This window comes from Calothrix sp. CCY 0018, from assembly GCF_963920925.1.
In the GTDB taxonomy this organism is placed as follows: Bacteria; Cyanobacteriota; Cyanobacteriia; order Cyanobacteriales; family Nostocaceae; genus Rivularia.
The window spans coordinates 77,420-93,677 of record NZ_CAWUDI010000026.1 but is presented as its reverse complement, the minus strand read 5'-3'; the positions used below and the strand labels follow the sequence as shown (position 1 = coordinate 93,677).

Here is a 16,258-nt window from a genome sequence, read left to right as displayed (position 1 = left end):
GTACTGTGTAAATACGGTTACTTGCTTCGATCAGTAGCAGCTAGGTTTAAATTAATGATGAATTTTTTAAGAAGAGAAAAATTATATGTTGAATTTTGAGTTTCCACGTGACGTTCAAGATAAAATTGATGCCGGTAAATTTATGTTAGTTGTAACTAAACAAGGACCTATCGGAATAGTACGGGATAAGGAGACTAATGAATTCGTTGCTCGTGCGATTGGTGCAAAATTAGAAGATACTCCTTTATCCCCTTTGATTACGCCTCTTCAGTTCTTAATCAAAGGAGTACATACACTTGATAGCCATATTAATCTTCCAGAAACTCAACAGAAGTTCGATGCAGCAAAAACGGGTGTAAAAATAGTACAGCAAGGTTTAGGTGTCGTCCAAGCAACTAATGTTGCAGGAATTGCAACCCAAGGAGCGGGTATGGTTCAGAACCATATGGGTTTTCAAGAAACCTATCGACAAATTGCTGTAGTAAAAGCCGGATTAGCCGCGTTACAAACAAGCGTAGGAGTTTTGCAAGCAACCACCGCATTAATAGGAGTGGGAACGGTAGCAACTATCGCACTATCAGCGATTAATTTACAGCAAACATTGAAGCTTCGCGAAGACGTAAAACAAATGCGCTTGGAAGTCAAAAACGGTTTCATCGACTTAAAACAAGCCCTCAGAGATCAAGGTGCAGAAATTAGACAAGTTATTGAACAAGTTGCTCAAGATATTAAATTTGAACAACATCGCGTAGTTTTGGTACAAGCTTATGGCTTATTTACTCAAGCTTTGCAACGGTTTCGCTCTGCGATGCAAATACAAGATGACAGCCGCAGAAACGCTGAAATCGATGCAGTACGAGGAATGTTATATCAAGCATTAGCAAGCTACACAAACCCTCAATTATTAGGAGAAACTTGTGCAGCAGGACAACTTCGTCGTTTAGAATGCGCTTGGGCTATAGAGCAAGCGATTGTTACTACCTATCAACTACAAAATGAAATGTCCGCAGTTAGCGATCGCCTTTATCACCTCAAAAATCACATTTGCGAAAACGCTTCCACAATTATTAATTCTTGTACCTCGAAAGACGAGCTAAATTTCCTTTTCCCAGAAATGAGCCGTATTCGCAATCACGATTTAGCTGTTGTTGAAACTTGGCAAAATCAAATTGATTGGATGCGAAATCTTTCTACTTCCGAGCTTGAACTTTTGAATAGTAGCGATTTCAATAGTTCGGAAACTGAAGAAATTACATCAACTTCAACTTCTTTATCTGTACCACCAGAACAAGTTATATACGAAAACTTAAGCGAAAAATCGCATTATTACTCTTTACGGGATCAATTAAGATTTATGTTTCAGCCAGATTTGCGTAGAGATTACGAAAATTACATAAATCTACAAGCAAAAGCTGCTGGTTATAAAATATTGGTTACAGATAATTTAGAGCAAGCTTCCGATTTAACGGTTGCAAATCTCTATTATTACTTCAATATTAGGGATGAATCGAATGTAGAAGATGAATTACTCGAGGCTGTAGCTGTATAAGTTTTATAAAAATATTGGTAGTGGGAGCATCTTGCTCCCTAGCTTTGATAATATCTTGCTCCCTGGCTTATGATATAAAACCTAAACGTAAATGTTGGGTTACGACGCAACTTAAACTCTTCATCAACTATAAAGATTACTTGTGCGTCTAACCCAACCTACTACTGCAATTACTGCGTGCCCCCGCGAGTAGGTGAAGTTCATTTTGCAAGATATTTGAGAAGATAATATAAAATTCAACAGTGCTTATCCTGCTTTATTAAGAATATAGGCTGCATTTTTATCCATCTTTTAATTAGCCACCTAATCAAACTTTGGGCATAAACTCCGAACAAAATTTGTGGATGTAGACGGATAGCTTTCCACAGTTTTTTCCTAGCTTGATTAATCCCACTCAGATCGGTACTATATTCTAAATATTGGTGCGTAAAATATTGATAAACCCAAGCTAAACTGCGATTTCTCAGATATTGGTATTCTGGTGGGGCAGCTTTAAAAGTTTTTTCAAACATCATCAACAACTGTTTTTCGATACCATCAATTTTTGATGTCATTGAACCAGAAGATTGACGATAATAAATTTGGTGCTTAGGAACTAAAGCAAAATGACAATATGAAGCTAAACGCAGATAAAAGTCCCAATCTGCACAATGGGGAAAGTTAGAATCATATCCCCCAACGCAATCAATAACCTCACGACGAACTAGAGGGTTAGATCCGTGAGCAAGGAAATTTTCTACTAATAGATTTGAATATACATCACCTTTAAAGTATACCGGATGACCTGGTTTGATAACTTTACCTTGCTCGTACATAAAATAAGTCCAGCTATAGGCAACTCCTGCTTCTGGATACTTTTCTAAAGCTGCTAGTTGAAGTTCTAATTTATCAATTGTCCACAAGTCATCAGCATCAATAAATGCAATAAACTCTCCATTTGCATGAGATATTCCCCGATTACGAGCGGTGGATACTCCTCCATTTTCATAGGAGATAACTTTTATTCTCTCATCATCAATTTTATTTATGATTTCAACGGTTTTGTCAGTTGAACCATCATCAATAATAATTACTTCAAAATCAGAAAAAGTTTGTTTTTGAACCGACTCTATTGTCTCTGTAATCGTAGATTCGGCATTGTAAGCAGGAATGACAATAGATATCTTAGGTGCTTTCATTTTCATAATACTAGTAATCAGGTATAACTAAATAAGATCAAATTGTACGGATAAGCACCTTTTTAAAAATTGCCTAATCAGACTTTGAGTGTATGCTTCTAATAAAATTTTTGGATATATGTAAGTAGCTTGACATAATTCATATCCAACTAAACTTAAATCTTTAATCTGGTTAGTTTTATATTTTAAATGCTGGTGTGCAATATAGTTATGTACCCAAGCAATACTCTGCTTTTTCAAATGTTGTAATTCCTTGGGAGCTTCTGTAAATGCTCTATCAATTACAATCAGCATATATTTTTTCATCACATCTGTTTTGGATGTGATAGAACTGGAAGATTGACGATAGATAACTTGAGGTTTTTGTACCAAAACAAAATTACACTTAGCTGCTAGCCGCAAATAAAAATCCCAATCCACAGAACATTTGAGTGTAGGATCGAAAAAACCTATACTATCAATTACTTGCTTGCGAATTAAGGGGTTAGATCCGTTCTGCAAAAAATTTTTAACTAATAAGTCTCTATAAACATTACCTTCAAAAAAACTAGAACAATCTGCATAAGAATCTTCTTCTTTCTCGTATTTAAAATAAGTCCAACTATATGCAATCCCTGCTTCTGGATACTTTTTTAAAGCTGCAAGTTGCAATTCCAGTTTATCAGGTGTCCACATATCATCAGCATCTATAAAAGCAATGAATTCTCCTTTGGCATTTTTGATCCCACGATTTCGAGCTAATGCATTCCCCCCATTTTCATAGGAGATAACCTTTATTCTCTCATCATGAATGTTATTTATAACTTCAACTGTTTTATCGGTAGAACCATCATCGACTATGATTACTTCAAAATCGGAAAAGGTTTGCTTTTGAACCGATTCTATTGTCTCTGTAATAGTAGATTCGGCATTGTACGCAGGAATGACTATAGATATTTTAGGCACTTCCATTTTCATAATACTAATAATTAGGTACAACTAAATAATATCAAATTGCACGGCTAAGCATTTTTTTAAAAAGTGCCGAATTAGCCCTTGAGTGTACTGCTCTAGTACCACTTTTGGATATATGTAAATAGCGCTACACAATTCGTAACCAGCCAAATTTAAATCTTTAGTCCGGTTTGTTGTGTATTTTAAGTACTGATGGGCAATATAGTTATGTACCCAAGCAATACTTTGTTTTTTCAAATATTGTAATTCCTTGGGAGCTTCTGTAAATGCTCTATCAATCACAATCAGCATATACTTTTTCATCACATCTATTTTAGATGTCATGGAATTGGAAGATTGACGATAGATAACTTGAGGTTTTTGTACTAAAGCAAAATTCCACTTAGCTGCTAACCGCAAATAAAAATCCCAATCTTCACAAGATTTGAGTGTAGGATCGAAAAAACCTACAGTATCAATTACTTGCTTACGGATTAAAGGATTAGAGCCGTTTTGCACAAAATTTTTGACTAATAAATCCTCATAAACATTACCCTCAAAAAAACTAGAACAATCTGCATATGAATCCTCTTCTTTTTCGTATTTAAAATAATTCCAACTATAAGCAACCGCTGCATCTGGATGATTTTCTAAAGCTGCAAGTTGTAATTGCAATTTGTCAGGTGTCCACATATCATCAGCATCTAGAAAAGCGATGAATTCTCCACCCGCATTTTTTATACCACGATTGCGGGCTGTTGGAAGTCCAGCATTTTCATAAGAAAAAACTTTTATTCTTTGATCTGCAATGGTTCCTAATAGTTCTATTGTTCTATCTATAGAACCGTCATTAATTACGATAATTTCAAAGTCAGAAAATGTTTGTTGCTGAACGGATTGGATAGTTTCTATAATAGTGCGTTCGGCATTATAAGCAGGAATTACAACAGATATAGTTGGCATTACGTTACATACTAACTGGAGTAAATATATATTCAAGATTAATTAATTAATTAAAATTATTGGATTTGTTTTACAAGAAACTTTATAGTCCCTTTTTTCAGTTCTCTTGCTTGATGTAAAGCTAATTCTGTAATACTTGGTTTTGGTGTTTCTAGTAATGAATTATCAAGGGCTTCTTTGCGCCAAACTCTTGCACTTTGCAAGTTTTTTTTATCCAAACTCCAAAGTAATTTATCTCGTATTTGTTCAATAACCTCGATCGCATTATCGCGGCATTCTAAGGCTTTAATTCGTGCTTCTTCTGTTTGACAGTATTCAAAAGCTTGATGCAAATCCTCATCTGAAAGATTATCAATAGAAAACACGCAAGACCAACCAATTGTTTGGGCTTGACGCAGCACTTTAGCACCACCAGAAATTGCATCTATAGCTATTGCTGGAACTCCGTTTTTAAGAGCTAATACAGTACCATGTAGCCGTGTAGTTACAACAAAATCCATACGAGCTATAAGCGAGTCAATCTCGGCAGCAGTACGAAGATTTGTTGTATTTGGATCTAAACCTGTATCTATAGGTACTGCTACCATTTCTCGCGAAGCAATTAGTCGATTAATCGCTTCGTTGGCAATATGATGTTTACCTTTATTTTTATATTCATCTTGTGGATGAACCAAAATAACACCTACAACTGGTACTTTTTTCTGCTGAGAAATCAAGGTAATGTCTGGATGTGAAGTGGCAGAACTATCTCGTTCTATTAGTACATCAAAAGGATTCCAAGCATCAATTGACTCAATCATGGAAAGGTCAATACCAATAAGTCTACTGGAATTAAAGTATTCTACAAATTCAGTAGTTAATTTCATATAAGGGAAAGGACCGCATACAAAGATAACGTGTGAATAGTTTTTAGGATCTACCGAACGCCAATTAACACCGTCTGCTAAGGGGGGAACTACAGCGACATCATAAGGATACCCAGCACTTTTGACCCATTCGCAAACTATGTCTCGCGCCATTAAGTCACCAGCGGTAACATTGCATAATTCGTAGCTAAACCAACCTGCGATTAGAATTTTCACGAATAAACTCCTTGATAAAAACAACTGCAAAGTACGATCAAGAAAAAATATAAATTTACAGTAGCTGTGATGCCAAACTATTAAGTATTTGAAGCATAAATAAAAGATATATCTAATAGTACTTATTCTCTTTGTTTTAATATGTATTTGATAGCCCAAACACTATATAAGGGTACAGTAACAATTTGAAAAGTTAAGACTAATATTGCTACCGCTAAAATTCCCCATTTCACAACAAATAAAGCTAATGTTGAAAATATCAAAGTTTTGATTATACTCCAATACAAACTTATATGAGGTTTACCTACTGAATTTAGTAAGTGATAAACGGCATTATCAATTGGTATAGGTAAAGCGGAGAGACAAATGATTACTAATATGGGAATTGCAGATGTCCATTTTTGTCCAAAAATAATTGGTACATAAAATGGAGCCAAACTTGATTGGAGAATAATCAAGGGAAATACAATTATGCAAATCTTTTTTACACTGCTAAAAAATCTTTCTCTGAGTAAAGTTGTGTTATCTCGTACTTCGCACAAATAAGGGAATAAAGCTGAGTTGAATGTGTTAATTACGTTCATGCTAATTCCCAATCCAGCATTAAAAGCGAAATAATAAATTCCTAATGCTTCAACTCCTAAAAATCTTCCAATTATTAGGTAATCTATATTTCCTCTAATTTTGTATAACAACTCAATACCAAGTAAATTACCTCCAAAACTAACAATCTTTCGCCATCCTTCTAAGGAGAAATATTTAGGTGGTCGCCAATTATGATTTTTCCAGGTAATTATAATCCACACTGGAGTTGTTAAAACCATAGCCCAAACTATAGACCATATCCCCATACCTAAAAGCGCAAGAATCACAGTAATTGTATTGCTGACAAATGACTGAGAAGCATTACATAAAGCTGTAATTTTTAAGCGATTTTCTCGTTCAATTATGGCTAAATGAACCATGTATAACGGAAACATCAAGTATGTGACTGCTGCTACACAAATTGGTAAGACTAATTGTTCTTTTCCATAAAACTTAGCAATAGAAGAGGATGCAAGACATTGGATGATAAAAATCGAGCCGCACAAAATCCAATTTAACCAGTACGATGTGTTGCATATCGCTTTGACATCTTGCTCCGGGGCTTGAATAATTTGGGCTCCAATTCCACCTCTGAGCATCAAGACATTAGCAAACTCAAAAACTGTATAAATAATTGCCATTAACCCGTAGTCTTCTGGGCTGAACATCCGAGCTAAAGTAACCGTTGTTCCCAAGCGGAAGACACGATTTACCAGTTCTGCTCCACCAAGCCAACCAACATTACGGATATATTGACCTGATAATATTTGTTTTAATTTGTTGGTTGTTAATTTTTTGTTCAGCATTTTAACGAAAGTGGGAATGGGGAATGGGGCATTGATTTTTAACCTTTAACCTTTAACATTTCATCTGTGTTTAAGAGGACATCCCGTAATTTCTTACCGACAGTTTTAGGAGCAAAACAATTTTCAGCGCGACGGCGAGCATTGCGACTTAACTGAGTTCTTAAAGTTTCATCCTCTAATACCCGACGCAGCCCAGATACTAAGGCTTTACTATCTCCACGAGGTACAACTATTCCACCGTGAGCCTCGCCACCTTCAAAAATGTCGGGGACACCGGGAGCATCAGCGGCTACCACGGGTAAACCGCAGGACATAGCTTCGATGGGTGCAAGGGGAAAACCTTCTAGTCGCGAGGGGAAAGCGTAAACGTCAGCTGCTGAAAGATATTGTTGCAGCACAGTGCGATCGCTAACAAATTCGTTTCTCCACTTCACCCCGCGCAGTTTCATATTTGTAATGCGCTGCTGCAAGCGATTTGCTTCTGAACCAGTTCCTATTATTAGTAGCTGAAAATTTTCGTTTGAACAGCGATCGCACAATTGTTGCCAAGCATCCAATAGAACATCAAGCCCCTTCCGCTCTATTTCAATCCTTCCATGCCAAACAACCACTTTCGCATCAGCAGGAATTCCTAAAATCGCCCTTGCTTGCTGGCGATCAATTGCCTGCCATGTGTTAATTTCTAATGGATTAAAAATGCGAGCTATTTTATCAGAAGCTATGTTGTAATCATTCCGAACGCGCTCAATTTCGGTTTGCGTGGCAATAATTAAACCCTCACAAGTATTAATAGAAAGCCGTCTTACAGATGCTTCTAAAATACTTTGAGTTTTATCGCCTCCCTGAAAGGTTGCAAAGACTGGTAAATTAATTAATTTGCCTAAGAGTACGCAAGTATCAAAACGAGCATATTCGTATTCTTGACATAAAATAGCTTGACAGTTTTCACGTTTTAGTTCTTCTGCTAGCAAGCTTAAAGGCGTACATAAATAAGTTCCGAAACTTTTGGCTAAATCCTTTAATGGTGTAAGGAAGGAACGACGACTGCTGTTATTATCTTCTACATCTTTAAAAGATTGATTTTCTTTCGCACCATACATATTTAGGGATTTGCGTCGCAAGGAACGATAAGCATGATACATCCGAGAAGGAGGCAGTACGCACATCTCGGTGCCAGTGGGTTGATGAATAAAACGAGTTGGTTTGTCAACAGTGGTTGAAATGCAAAATAATATTGTTTTGACACCAACCTCTTTAAGAGCATTAATGTATCCAAAAGTCCAGCTACCGATAAATTCTTGACAATAATCTTCAAAGGAAATGTTGATACTATCTAAGAAATCATCAATCAAATCGTAACAGTGTAGTAAAGCAATAGTTGGTTGCGATTTATTAATTGACTCATAGTTATGATAATTCTTTGCGTCTAACTGCTCTAATGGCTTTACGGTTGAAGGTTGAATCATGCTTGTAACCTTGGATCGTTTATAGTAATAATTTTTTTTCTCATTAATTCAATCAGAGAACTAGACAGTTTTTGAGGAAATAATTGTTTGAATAACAGCTTAATTAATAATTTTTGAGTCAAGCTATCTAACAAAGTTTTGGGATGTAAACTGATAGCTGATAATAAATGTTGTCGAGCTTCAGCTATTCCCAGATTGTCATTGCGATGTTGCAAATAAAGACTAGCGCAATACCGATGAAAGTTAGTCAAAGTATATTTTTTCAGATATTGCAGTTCTTTTGGAGCTACATTATAAGCTCTTTCAATCGAAATTAAAGATGCTTCTTTCATCACCTCAACGTTGGATGACAGTCCACCAGGAGTTCGACGATATAGAATCTGATAATTGGGAACTACTACAAAATCAAAGCGTGCTGCTATTCTTAACCAATATTCCCAATCCTCACAGGATTTAAGAATCGGTTCAAATTCTCCTACGGCTTGAATAGCTTGGGAACGAATCAAAGTATTAGAAGCACTGTGAATAAAATCACCGATTAACAACTGTTGATAAACATCACCTGTAAAAGCATATTCAGGAGATGGAAGGAACGATACTGCTTCTCCTCCTTCATCAACATCCATAAAACAAGTCCAACTATATGCAAGTCCTGCTTCTGGACTTTTTTTTAAAGCATTTAGCTGCATTTCTAACTTATCTTTTGTCCATAAGTCATCAGCATCGAGAAATGCAATAAATTCACCAGTAGAACGAGCAATTCCCCGATTGCGTGCTGTTGAAACTCCGCGATTTTCGTAAGAGAAAATATTTATTCGTTTATCTTGAATACTTTCAGTTATTTCAACTGTCTTATCCTTTGAGCCGTCGTTGATAACAATTATTTCAAAATCTTGGAATGTCTGCTCAAGAACCGATTTTATCGTTTTTAAAATCGTTTCTTCAGCATTATAAGCTGGAATTATAATAGAAATTTCAGGCATTGTTTGACCTATTAAGTATATTATATTTTTTCTTTTTTACTGTTTATTTTTTGTTTGTAAATTTGACAAGGAATCAAATATTATCCGCCAATTACTGTTTTATGTCGCCGTACCATATGAAGCAACTTAATAAATTTTTGATAACCTTCAGTTCCAAACCAACGCTGGATTTCAATTGCTAAACTCAGTCTGAAAAATTCTTTAGAGAAACATATGCGAGGGTAATATTTTATTGCTAAATCACGAAAATCAATCGCTGTTTTATAGTCTTGAGTACAACATTGTAAAGGCTTCCAAGCTAAACAAAAGTAAGCATACGCATAGGATTTATTCTGTAAATATTTTAATTTATTTGGAGCAGAAGAGAACGCTTTTTCAATCACTATGTTATAACCTTTTTCCATTGCTTGCCAATTTTTAGAAGCACTATTTGAGTGTTGTCGATAATAGATTAAAACTTCTTTAACAACTTTAAAAGGAAAACGGGAAGCAATACGTAGCCACAGTTCCCAATCTTCAACAAACGACCCTACATTCACATCGAATATGCCTACATCATCAAAGCAACTGCGACGAACCATAGCGACACTACCGCATTCAATCGGATTACATTCTATCAGTTTTTCCCAAACATTACCTTCAGCAGTATGCTTTAAAACTCTACCTGTAGATTGACCTGTTTCATTGACATATTCGACCCAGGTATATACTAATCCAACTTCTGGATTATCCTCTAAAATACGTACTTGTTTTTCTAGCTTTGTTGGTTCCCAAATGTCGTCTGCATCCAGAAATGCTATATATTCACCTCTAGAATTAATGATACCTGTATTTCTTGCTATCCCCGCTCCTTGATTTTCTTGAGAGATCAGCTTAATTCGTTCATCTTGGAGTTGAGAAAACCATTGTTCAATGCTATCTGAACTTCCATCATTAACAATAATTACTTCAAAATCATTATATGTTTGCTTGAGAAGATTATCTAAAGTATCTGGTAGATAACACATTGCATTATAGGCGGGAACTATAACAGATATTTTTGGCATTTTATTGTGACCTTTACGAGATAATTTACACAAAAGATAGATAAATGATGTTTTTTAAAAGCAATTCTTAAAAATTTAGTTATTATTTATTGTTACTTTTTACAATCTGAGAATTATTCCAGTCCCAACCAACAATTGCTGAAGTCGTTAGCCAATAGTAAAAAAGAGCGGTATGACTCCAGATATTTTCAGTCATCATACCTATAGATATTGCCATTAAAGTTGCAAATAATACTAAAGCCAGATCCTTTTTAGGGCTTCCTTGAGGTGAAGAAAACCACAATTTAGCTAGACGGACAAAATTAGCGCCAAGAAAAGTTAAAAACAAGCCCAAACCTACAACTCCTCCCTCAACCAGCCATCTCACATAGTCGTTGTGAGCTTCATTCCCACCAATAATGGATGTTGTCCCCAGCCCATAACCGAAAATTGGCGATTGTCTCCAAGCTTTTAGTAAAGTATCCCAGTGAGCAAGCCGCCAGTTAAAGCTATTGCCGTCTGAGTTTGACAATAATATCGAACGCGATATATCCATATCGGGATTAAACAACGGTGTCTCCAAAACAGAAGCTAGACGTTCTCTGCCAAAGTCTGTACTAGCGAACAACCCAATGATGACTGTAAACAGAAGAATGCCGCCAATCAGCTTAACTGGGCTGAATTTGGGCGCGATCAAAACCATAATTAAGACAGATGCCATGACTAAACAAACTAGAGCTTTAGTGGCTACGATAAAAAATATAATTACACTCAGTAATAAAAACCAAGGCCAGCGCCGCTGCGACTTTTCTAACTTCCAATAGGTCAAACCCAAGAAAAATATTAAAAAAGTCGCAAATGTATTCGCGTGACCTAAAGTTCCATTGATGCGAGAAGCTCCTTCAATATCAGTTAAGGCAAGTGCTCTGGGTTTTAATAAAGGTGGGAGTAAGGAAGAGGGCAGAATTAATTGCAGCGTGGCTGCTGTAAGTGGTGCTACAAGACTTAGGAAAAGGGCATTGACTATTTTATTGGGATGCATACGCTGTTGCAGTTGCATTATCAGCAGATATGCCATTAACCAGGAAAACAAACGCACCCACTCCCGGATCACCTCTGGAAAATATGAACTATCTAGCCCCAATCCACCGAGGGATAATAAGATTACTGAAACTCCTTGCAAAGCCACCCAGCTAGCAAAGAACCACCAGAATTTATCCACTTTTATAGCTTTACCCGTCAATAATTGTGTAGTCACATAAAGTAAAGTCAAAGCATCTAAACCGATCGCAAATGCCGCTGGTATTTGTTGAGCGTAAAATATATCAAGGGAAGATCGCAGTATTAATAGACTAATCACCGCTTGCTCAAATTTGGCAAAAAACCAAATCATCAGCACCACTGCGATTAAACCCATTCCCAGCAACTGAGGATTAGCACCAACCAGAAAACCTGCAAATACACCAATTCCCATCCCTAGCAATCCTACGAAGAGTGCCAGACGAGATCCAGGACTGAAAGGTTGATTAGTAAACATTTTTAATTATCCCTCAAACCGTTAACTGTATTGGCGGGTTTTTTACTGTTGATTTCTTCATTGGTTAAACTTTTTAACGGCGGATAACTTGCGATCGCAGAGGAATGGTAATACTTTTCGTTTACAGAGAGCGTTTGGTCATTTATTACTACTCCCAAAAGAGGTACGCGGCTTTTAACTAATTCTGATACAGTTTTTCGGAGTATTTCTTTGCGCGTGAAACCCGGACGTGTAACTAAAATTAGTCCGTCACTATTTCTACTTAAAATTGCGGCATCCGGTGAATCACACAGTGATGATGTATCTAATATGACTAAATCGTAGTGATTAGTTGCTTCTGCTAGCACGGCATCTATCTCCGCAGACTCCAGTAATTGCAAGGAGCGGTTCTGCGGTTTTCCATAGGTTAATACATCAAGGCGATCGATATTTGTTGGCTGCACTGCTTCCATTAATGATTTTTTACCATCAATGACATCTGCCATTCCGGCTGTAGGTTCTAAGTTAAACACCTTGTGCTGCACGGGTTTTTGAAAATTTGCGTCGATAATTAATGTGCGTCGAGATAACATGGCGGAAACGGCAGCTAAGTGAGCGGCTACTACTGACTTACCTTCTCCCGAAATGGTGCTACTAATCACAATCAACCGAGGCTTTTGAATCCCGCTGATTTGTAAGGTTTTGAAAAGGTTACGGTAAGGCTCAACAAAACTGATATGTTCTAAAATTTCTGCTGAATTAAGTTTGAGCTTCTTGGTAGGCAAAGGAGGTAATACACTCAATAGCGGTAATTCTAACAATTCCTCTACTTCAGTAGAGTTTTTAAGAGTATTATCCATTACTTCTAGTAGTATCACTACCCCTGTTGCTAAAACGCCTCCAAATACTATCGCAAGTACTAAGGTGACTGTTGGTTTTGGAGAAGTTGGTGAAGTTGGTACTGTTGCTGTTTCTACAATCCGAATGTTGCTGATTTTTTGAGCTTCTGCAATTCGAGCTTCCTCTAGTTTGCTTTGAAGAAACTTCAAGGATGACTCGGCTTCTTCTCGCTTACGGACGATACTAGCAAGATTTTGTTGTTTTACTGGAAGTTCTGTGAGCCGTTTTTGCAGGTTGGCTAGCTCATTTTGTACGGTGCTAAGCTTATTTTCAATTGCTGATTTTTGAATTCGATTAGTAATTAGTTGAGAAGTCAAGTCTTGACTCAATTTTTCGGCTGCAATATTCTCATTGGCAAGAACAGCTTGATTGTTAGAAGACACTTTATCGAGTTCTTGTTGATACAATCTCTGTACTGCATCGCGTTCTTGAATCAGTGATGTAATGTTGGGATGTTCTTCTGTAAAACGCGAACGAGTTTCAGCCAACTGCCGATCCAATTCTGATAACTTCTCTCGCAGTTGCTTCAATTCTTCATTTTGCCCGCTACGTACTGCCGCGTAAGCATTAGCAGGGTTTTGTGTTTTTGTAATCTGTTGCAAGGATGTTTCTTGCGATCGCGCTTCTTGTAGTTGGACTGAAAGATTACGCTCTTGCTCTTCTAACGAGGCTAAACTTTCTACTAAACTTTCGCTTTGTTGATCGTAGGAGACAATGCCGCTTTCGCGCCTATATGTCTTTTCTACAGCATCAGCTTCGAGCAGCCTTTTACGAGCGTTAGGAAGCTCATATTTTTCTAAAAATTCTTTGATTTTAGTAGCTTCTGCTTTGATGGTTGTCATATTTTCTTCAACCATTGCCTCAGCAATCGCATTCAGCAGCTTGGCAGCTAGAACTGGATTTTGATTTTCATAATTCAGTTCTAAAATGTTGGTAGCAGGAACGATTTTTACTTGTAAATTAGCTTTGAGATCGTTAGGTGCGGGTATTGTTTGAGATGAATTCAGTTTACTGTTAGCAGAAACCTTGGCGATCGCTATTGCTAAAACTGGCTGTGATTTCGCTAACTCTGCTTGATCTGCAAGGGGGCTGGAGCCGACAGAACCTCCTGATGATTGTGTCAAATCGCGACCTAACTCGGAAACGCTAGCTAATTTATTATCTAGTATCAATCGCGCCGACGTTTCATAAGTACGTGGAGTTACGTTGAGATAATATACTGCCCCAGTAATGACAGCAGCAAATGTAGCTATAGCAGGTAAACTCCGCCGCCGTAAAATTGTAAGGATAGATACAATGCTATTGTTCATTACGTATACTCTTCCAAAAAGGCACATCCAAACTGAAAAGGGTTTATCGATTTTTCATGTAGATTTTCTCCAGTTTGTCAGAACTGGATTGCAATCTATCTAATGAGTTGGGTATGTTCAACATTTTGCTATAAAGATTCAAATTATCAGATGTAATTCGTTCCCAAGAATAATTAAGCATGACGTATTTCTGTGCCTTTATTGCTCTTAAGGTGATTTCAGTATGATTATTAATTGCCCATTCCAAAGAACGAATACAAGAATCAATATTTCCTGCTTCAAATAATATGCCTCTGTGTTGGGCTAGCAATTGTCTATGTGGTGGAATATCACTTGCTAATACTGGAATACCTTCTCGCATTGCCTCTAACATTACTAAGGGCATTCCTTCCACATCAGATGGTAGGCTAAACAAACCGGCTCCTCGAACAATTTCGGCTAGACGACTTCCTCTAAGTTCCCCTGCATATACGATGTGTGGATTTGCTGCTACTTTTTGCAGAAGTTCGGCAGAAAAAGCTCTGGCATCACTAATTCCACCAGCTAAGACTAGTTTCCATCCAGTAAGTTTAAGAGCTTCAAAAGCTTCAAGCAACAATTCGGGACGTTTTTCTGGTACGAGTCTCCCCAAAAATAGGATATATTTATTTTTTGTAAGACCAAGAGAAGCTCCGTAACTAAAATTTGAGTTTGAGTCAGAGTAACTTGCTGGCGCATTTGGGATATAAATCGTTTCTCTGTTATAGGTTTGCCAGAAATAGTCTTGCAGTGCCTCAGATACCACAACAATAGTATGGGCAAACTTTACTGCTGCCTTTTCTCCCGTTTTTATTAAGCGAGTAGAAAAATTCCCCCATTTTGCCCGCTGCCAATCTAACCCGTGACAGGTAACTACAATCTTTGCAGAAGAAGCAATTCTAGGTAAACAAGTAAACAAAGATGGACCTAGAGCATGAAAATGAACGATATCGTACTTATTCGCAGCTGCGATCGCGGCTCCCTCCATAGACGTAATCAAAGCATCTATACCTCTAATTTTTCCGCCTGATAAAGAGATCACTTTCACACCGTTTGATTCATACCGATTCGAGTAAGGAGTGTCGGTGTAGGAAGAACGAGCAAACAAGTCTACTTTGTGACCCCGTGCAACCATCCGAGGGTAGACTTCCGCACAATAATGTTCAATGCCACCCTGTTTCGGAGGTAGACCTTTTGCACCAATTACAGCAATTTTCATATAAATTCAAATTCTATTAGGGAAGATGAGTAAAAGTTTAAAGTCGATAGGATTTAGCCACATAGACTAAAAAATGCCAGTTACACTTCTTCGAGAAAGAAGCACCATTCGAGTTTTACACAGCTATTAAAAAAGATGAAATATTAACAGAGCCAATACACAAAACCCTCCTTAGTTCTTTCAAAGCTCTTAAATAGGCGATCGCAAATAGGATTGAGACTTGTTGATTTTCTTTTGATGTAATCAACTCGGTTGGTTTTTCCTTACCGAAAATATGATTACTTTCCTATAAATACTGCCTTGTAGGTTCTTTAAAAACTATATGTGTCGCAAGTACTCTCCTTGTTTCATCATCCCTTAGTAGAATTACTGCTTTTAATCACTCAAAATTTTTTTCTACAGCGAACGGAGTTTTAAGATGAACGCTTCTTAATTTCAGCGATATTTCTGCTTATATTACCATTTTTTCATCTTTTAACTGTTTTTTAACGGCTTTTCATTAGTATGCTCCTTTATTCAAAGCTTTATTTTTATCAACCAATTCTTGTGAGATTTACAGCTGTTTACATTTTTTAATTATATAAATATAAGGGTATACCATTTTTGAAGTTGTTAAATCAAAGTAGCAATCATCTCATATTTTTAGTTTCTACGTATAAATCGAGTAAAAATATAAATTGACGCGAAAATGCTACATTTTTTGCAACCCCTTTTTATAGGTAAGG

Annotated in this window: 12 protein-coding genes; 1 reads left to right on the top strand and 11 read right to left on the bottom strand. The window is 36.9% G+C overall.

Annotation, left to right across the window (positions count from 1 at the left end):
- The first annotated feature begins 85 nt into the window (after nucleotides 1-85).
- Nucleotides 86-1,549 carry a hypothetical protein gene (locus ACM03V_RS19405; protein ID WP_414622437.1) on the top strand — a complete coding sequence of 488 codons (1,464 nt, stop codon included), beginning with the start codon at nucleotides 86-88 and terminating at the stop codon, nucleotides 1,547-1,549.
- A gap of 236 nt (nucleotides 1,550-1,785) precedes the next feature.
- On the opposite strand, the gene ACM03V_RS19400 is transcribed toward ACM03V_RS19405, so the two are convergent.
- The 11 genes from ACM03V_RS19400 to ACM03V_RS19350 all read right to left on the bottom strand — a co-directional run bounded on the left by ACM03V_RS19400 (nucleotide 1,786) and on the right by ACM03V_RS19350 (nucleotide 15,533).
- Nucleotides 1,786-2,727, bottom strand: a complete 942-nt coding sequence (locus ACM03V_RS19400; protein ID WP_414622436.1) for a glycosyltransferase family 2 protein — start codon at nucleotides 2,725-2,727, stop codon at nucleotides 1,786-1,788.
- 27 nt (nucleotides 2,728-2,754) lie between these two features.
- Nucleotides 2,755-3,678: a glycosyltransferase family 2 protein gene (locus ACM03V_RS19395; RefSeq protein WP_414622435.1), complete on the bottom strand. Its 924-nt coding sequence runs from the start codon at nucleotides 3,676-3,678 to the stop codon at nucleotides 2,755-2,757.
- Nucleotides 3,679-3,705: 27 nt separating this feature from the next.
- The gene (locus ACM03V_RS19390; RefSeq protein ID WP_414622434.1) at nucleotides 3,706-4,623 is read right to left on the bottom strand and encodes a glycosyltransferase family 2 protein; all 918 of its coding nucleotides are present in this window, start codon (nucleotides 4,621-4,623) and stop codon (nucleotides 3,706-3,708) included.
- 56 nt (nucleotides 4,624-4,679) lie between these two features.
- Complete coding sequence (locus tag ACM03V_RS19385; RefSeq protein WP_414622433.1) at nucleotides 4,680-5,705, bottom strand: polysaccharide pyruvyl transferase family protein; 1,026 nt, start codon at nucleotides 5,703-5,705, stop codon at nucleotides 4,680-4,682.
- Nucleotides 5,706-5,827: 122 nt separating this feature from the next.
- Nucleotides 5,828-7,096, bottom strand: a complete 1,269-nt coding sequence (locus tag ACM03V_RS19380; RefSeq protein ID WP_414622432.1) for a lipopolysaccharide biosynthesis protein — start codon at nucleotides 7,094-7,096, stop codon at nucleotides 5,828-5,830.
- 38 nt (nucleotides 7,097-7,134) lie between these two features.
- The gene (locus ACM03V_RS19375) at nucleotides 7,135-8,562 is read right to left on the bottom strand and encodes a glycosyltransferase family 4 protein (RefSeq protein WP_414622431.1); all 1,428 of its coding nucleotides are present in this window, start codon (nucleotides 8,560-8,562) and stop codon (nucleotides 7,135-7,137) included.
- A complete protein-coding gene (locus ACM03V_RS19370; RefSeq protein ID WP_414622430.1) occupies nucleotides 8,559-9,545 on the bottom strand; it encodes a glycosyltransferase family 2 protein in 987 nt (328 codons plus the stop codon). The genes ACM03V_RS19375 and ACM03V_RS19370 overlap by 4 nt, the downstream gene beginning before the upstream one ends.
- A gap of 80 nt (nucleotides 9,546-9,625) precedes the next feature.
- Entirely contained in the window at nucleotides 9,626-10,591 is a 966-nt protein-coding gene (locus ACM03V_RS19365; RefSeq protein WP_414622429.1) for a glycosyltransferase family 2 protein, read from the bottom strand.
- 82 nt (nucleotides 10,592-10,673) lie between these two features.
- Nucleotides 10,674-12,107 (bottom strand): O-antigen ligase family protein, encoded by a 1,434-nt coding sequence (locus tag ACM03V_RS19360; protein ID WP_414622428.1) that lies wholly within the window; start codon nucleotides 12,105-12,107, stop codon nucleotides 10,674-10,676.
- Nucleotides 12,108-12,109: 2 nt separating this feature from the next.
- On the bottom strand, nucleotides 12,110-14,296 hold the full coding sequence (locus ACM03V_RS19355; RefSeq protein WP_414622427.1) for a GumC family protein: 2,187 nt from the start codon (nucleotides 14,294-14,296) through the stop codon (nucleotides 12,110-12,112).
- A gap of 43 nt (nucleotides 14,297-14,339) precedes the next feature.
- Nucleotides 14,340-15,533 (bottom strand): glycosyltransferase family 4 protein, encoded by a 1,194-nt coding sequence (locus ACM03V_RS19350; protein ID WP_414622426.1) that lies wholly within the window; start codon nucleotides 15,531-15,533, stop codon nucleotides 14,340-14,342.
- Nucleotides 15,534-16,258: the final 725 nt, after the last annotated feature.

Excerpts from the sequence above, each read along its gene's own strand:
- ACM03V_RS19405 (WP_414622437.1), top strand. The coding sequence starts at position 86 with ATGTTGAATTTTGAGTTTCCACGTGACGTTCAAGATAAAATTGATGCC.
- ACM03V_RS19400 (WP_414622436.1), bottom strand. The coding sequence starts at position 2,727 with ATGAAAGCACCTAAGATATCTATTGTCATTCCTGCTTACAATGCCGAA.
- ACM03V_RS19395 (WP_414622435.1), bottom strand. The coding sequence starts at position 3,678 with ATGGAAGTGCCTAAAATATCTATAGTCATTCCTGCGTACAATGCCGAA.
- ACM03V_RS19390 (WP_414622434.1), bottom strand. The coding sequence starts at position 4,623 with ATGCCAACTATATCTGTTGTAATTCCTGCTTATAATGCCGAACGCACT.
- ACM03V_RS19380 (WP_414622432.1), bottom strand. The coding sequence starts at position 7,096 with ATGCTGAACAAAAAATTAACAACCAACAAATTAAAACAAATATTATCA.
- ACM03V_RS19375 (WP_414622431.1), bottom strand. The coding sequence starts at position 8,562 with ATGATTCAACCTTCAACCGTAAAGCCATTAGAGCAGTTAGACGCAAAG.
- ACM03V_RS19370 (WP_414622430.1), bottom strand. The coding sequence starts at position 9,545 with ATGCCTGAAATTTCTATTATAATTCCAGCTTATAATGCTGAAGAAACG.
- ACM03V_RS19365 (WP_414622429.1), bottom strand. The coding sequence starts at position 10,591 with ATGCCAAAAATATCTGTTATAGTTCCCGCCTATAATGCAATGTGTTAT.
- ACM03V_RS19360 (WP_414622428.1), bottom strand. The coding sequence starts at position 12,107 with ATGTTTACTAATCAACCTTTCAGTCCTGGATCTCGTCTGGCACTCTTC.
- ACM03V_RS19355 (WP_414622427.1), bottom strand. The coding sequence starts at position 14,296 with ATGAACAATAGCATTGTATCTATCCTTACAATTTTACGGCGGCGGAGT.
- ACM03V_RS19350 (WP_414622426.1), bottom strand. The coding sequence starts at position 15,533 with ATGAAAATTGCTGTAATTGGTGCAAAAGGTCTACCTCCGAAACAGGGT.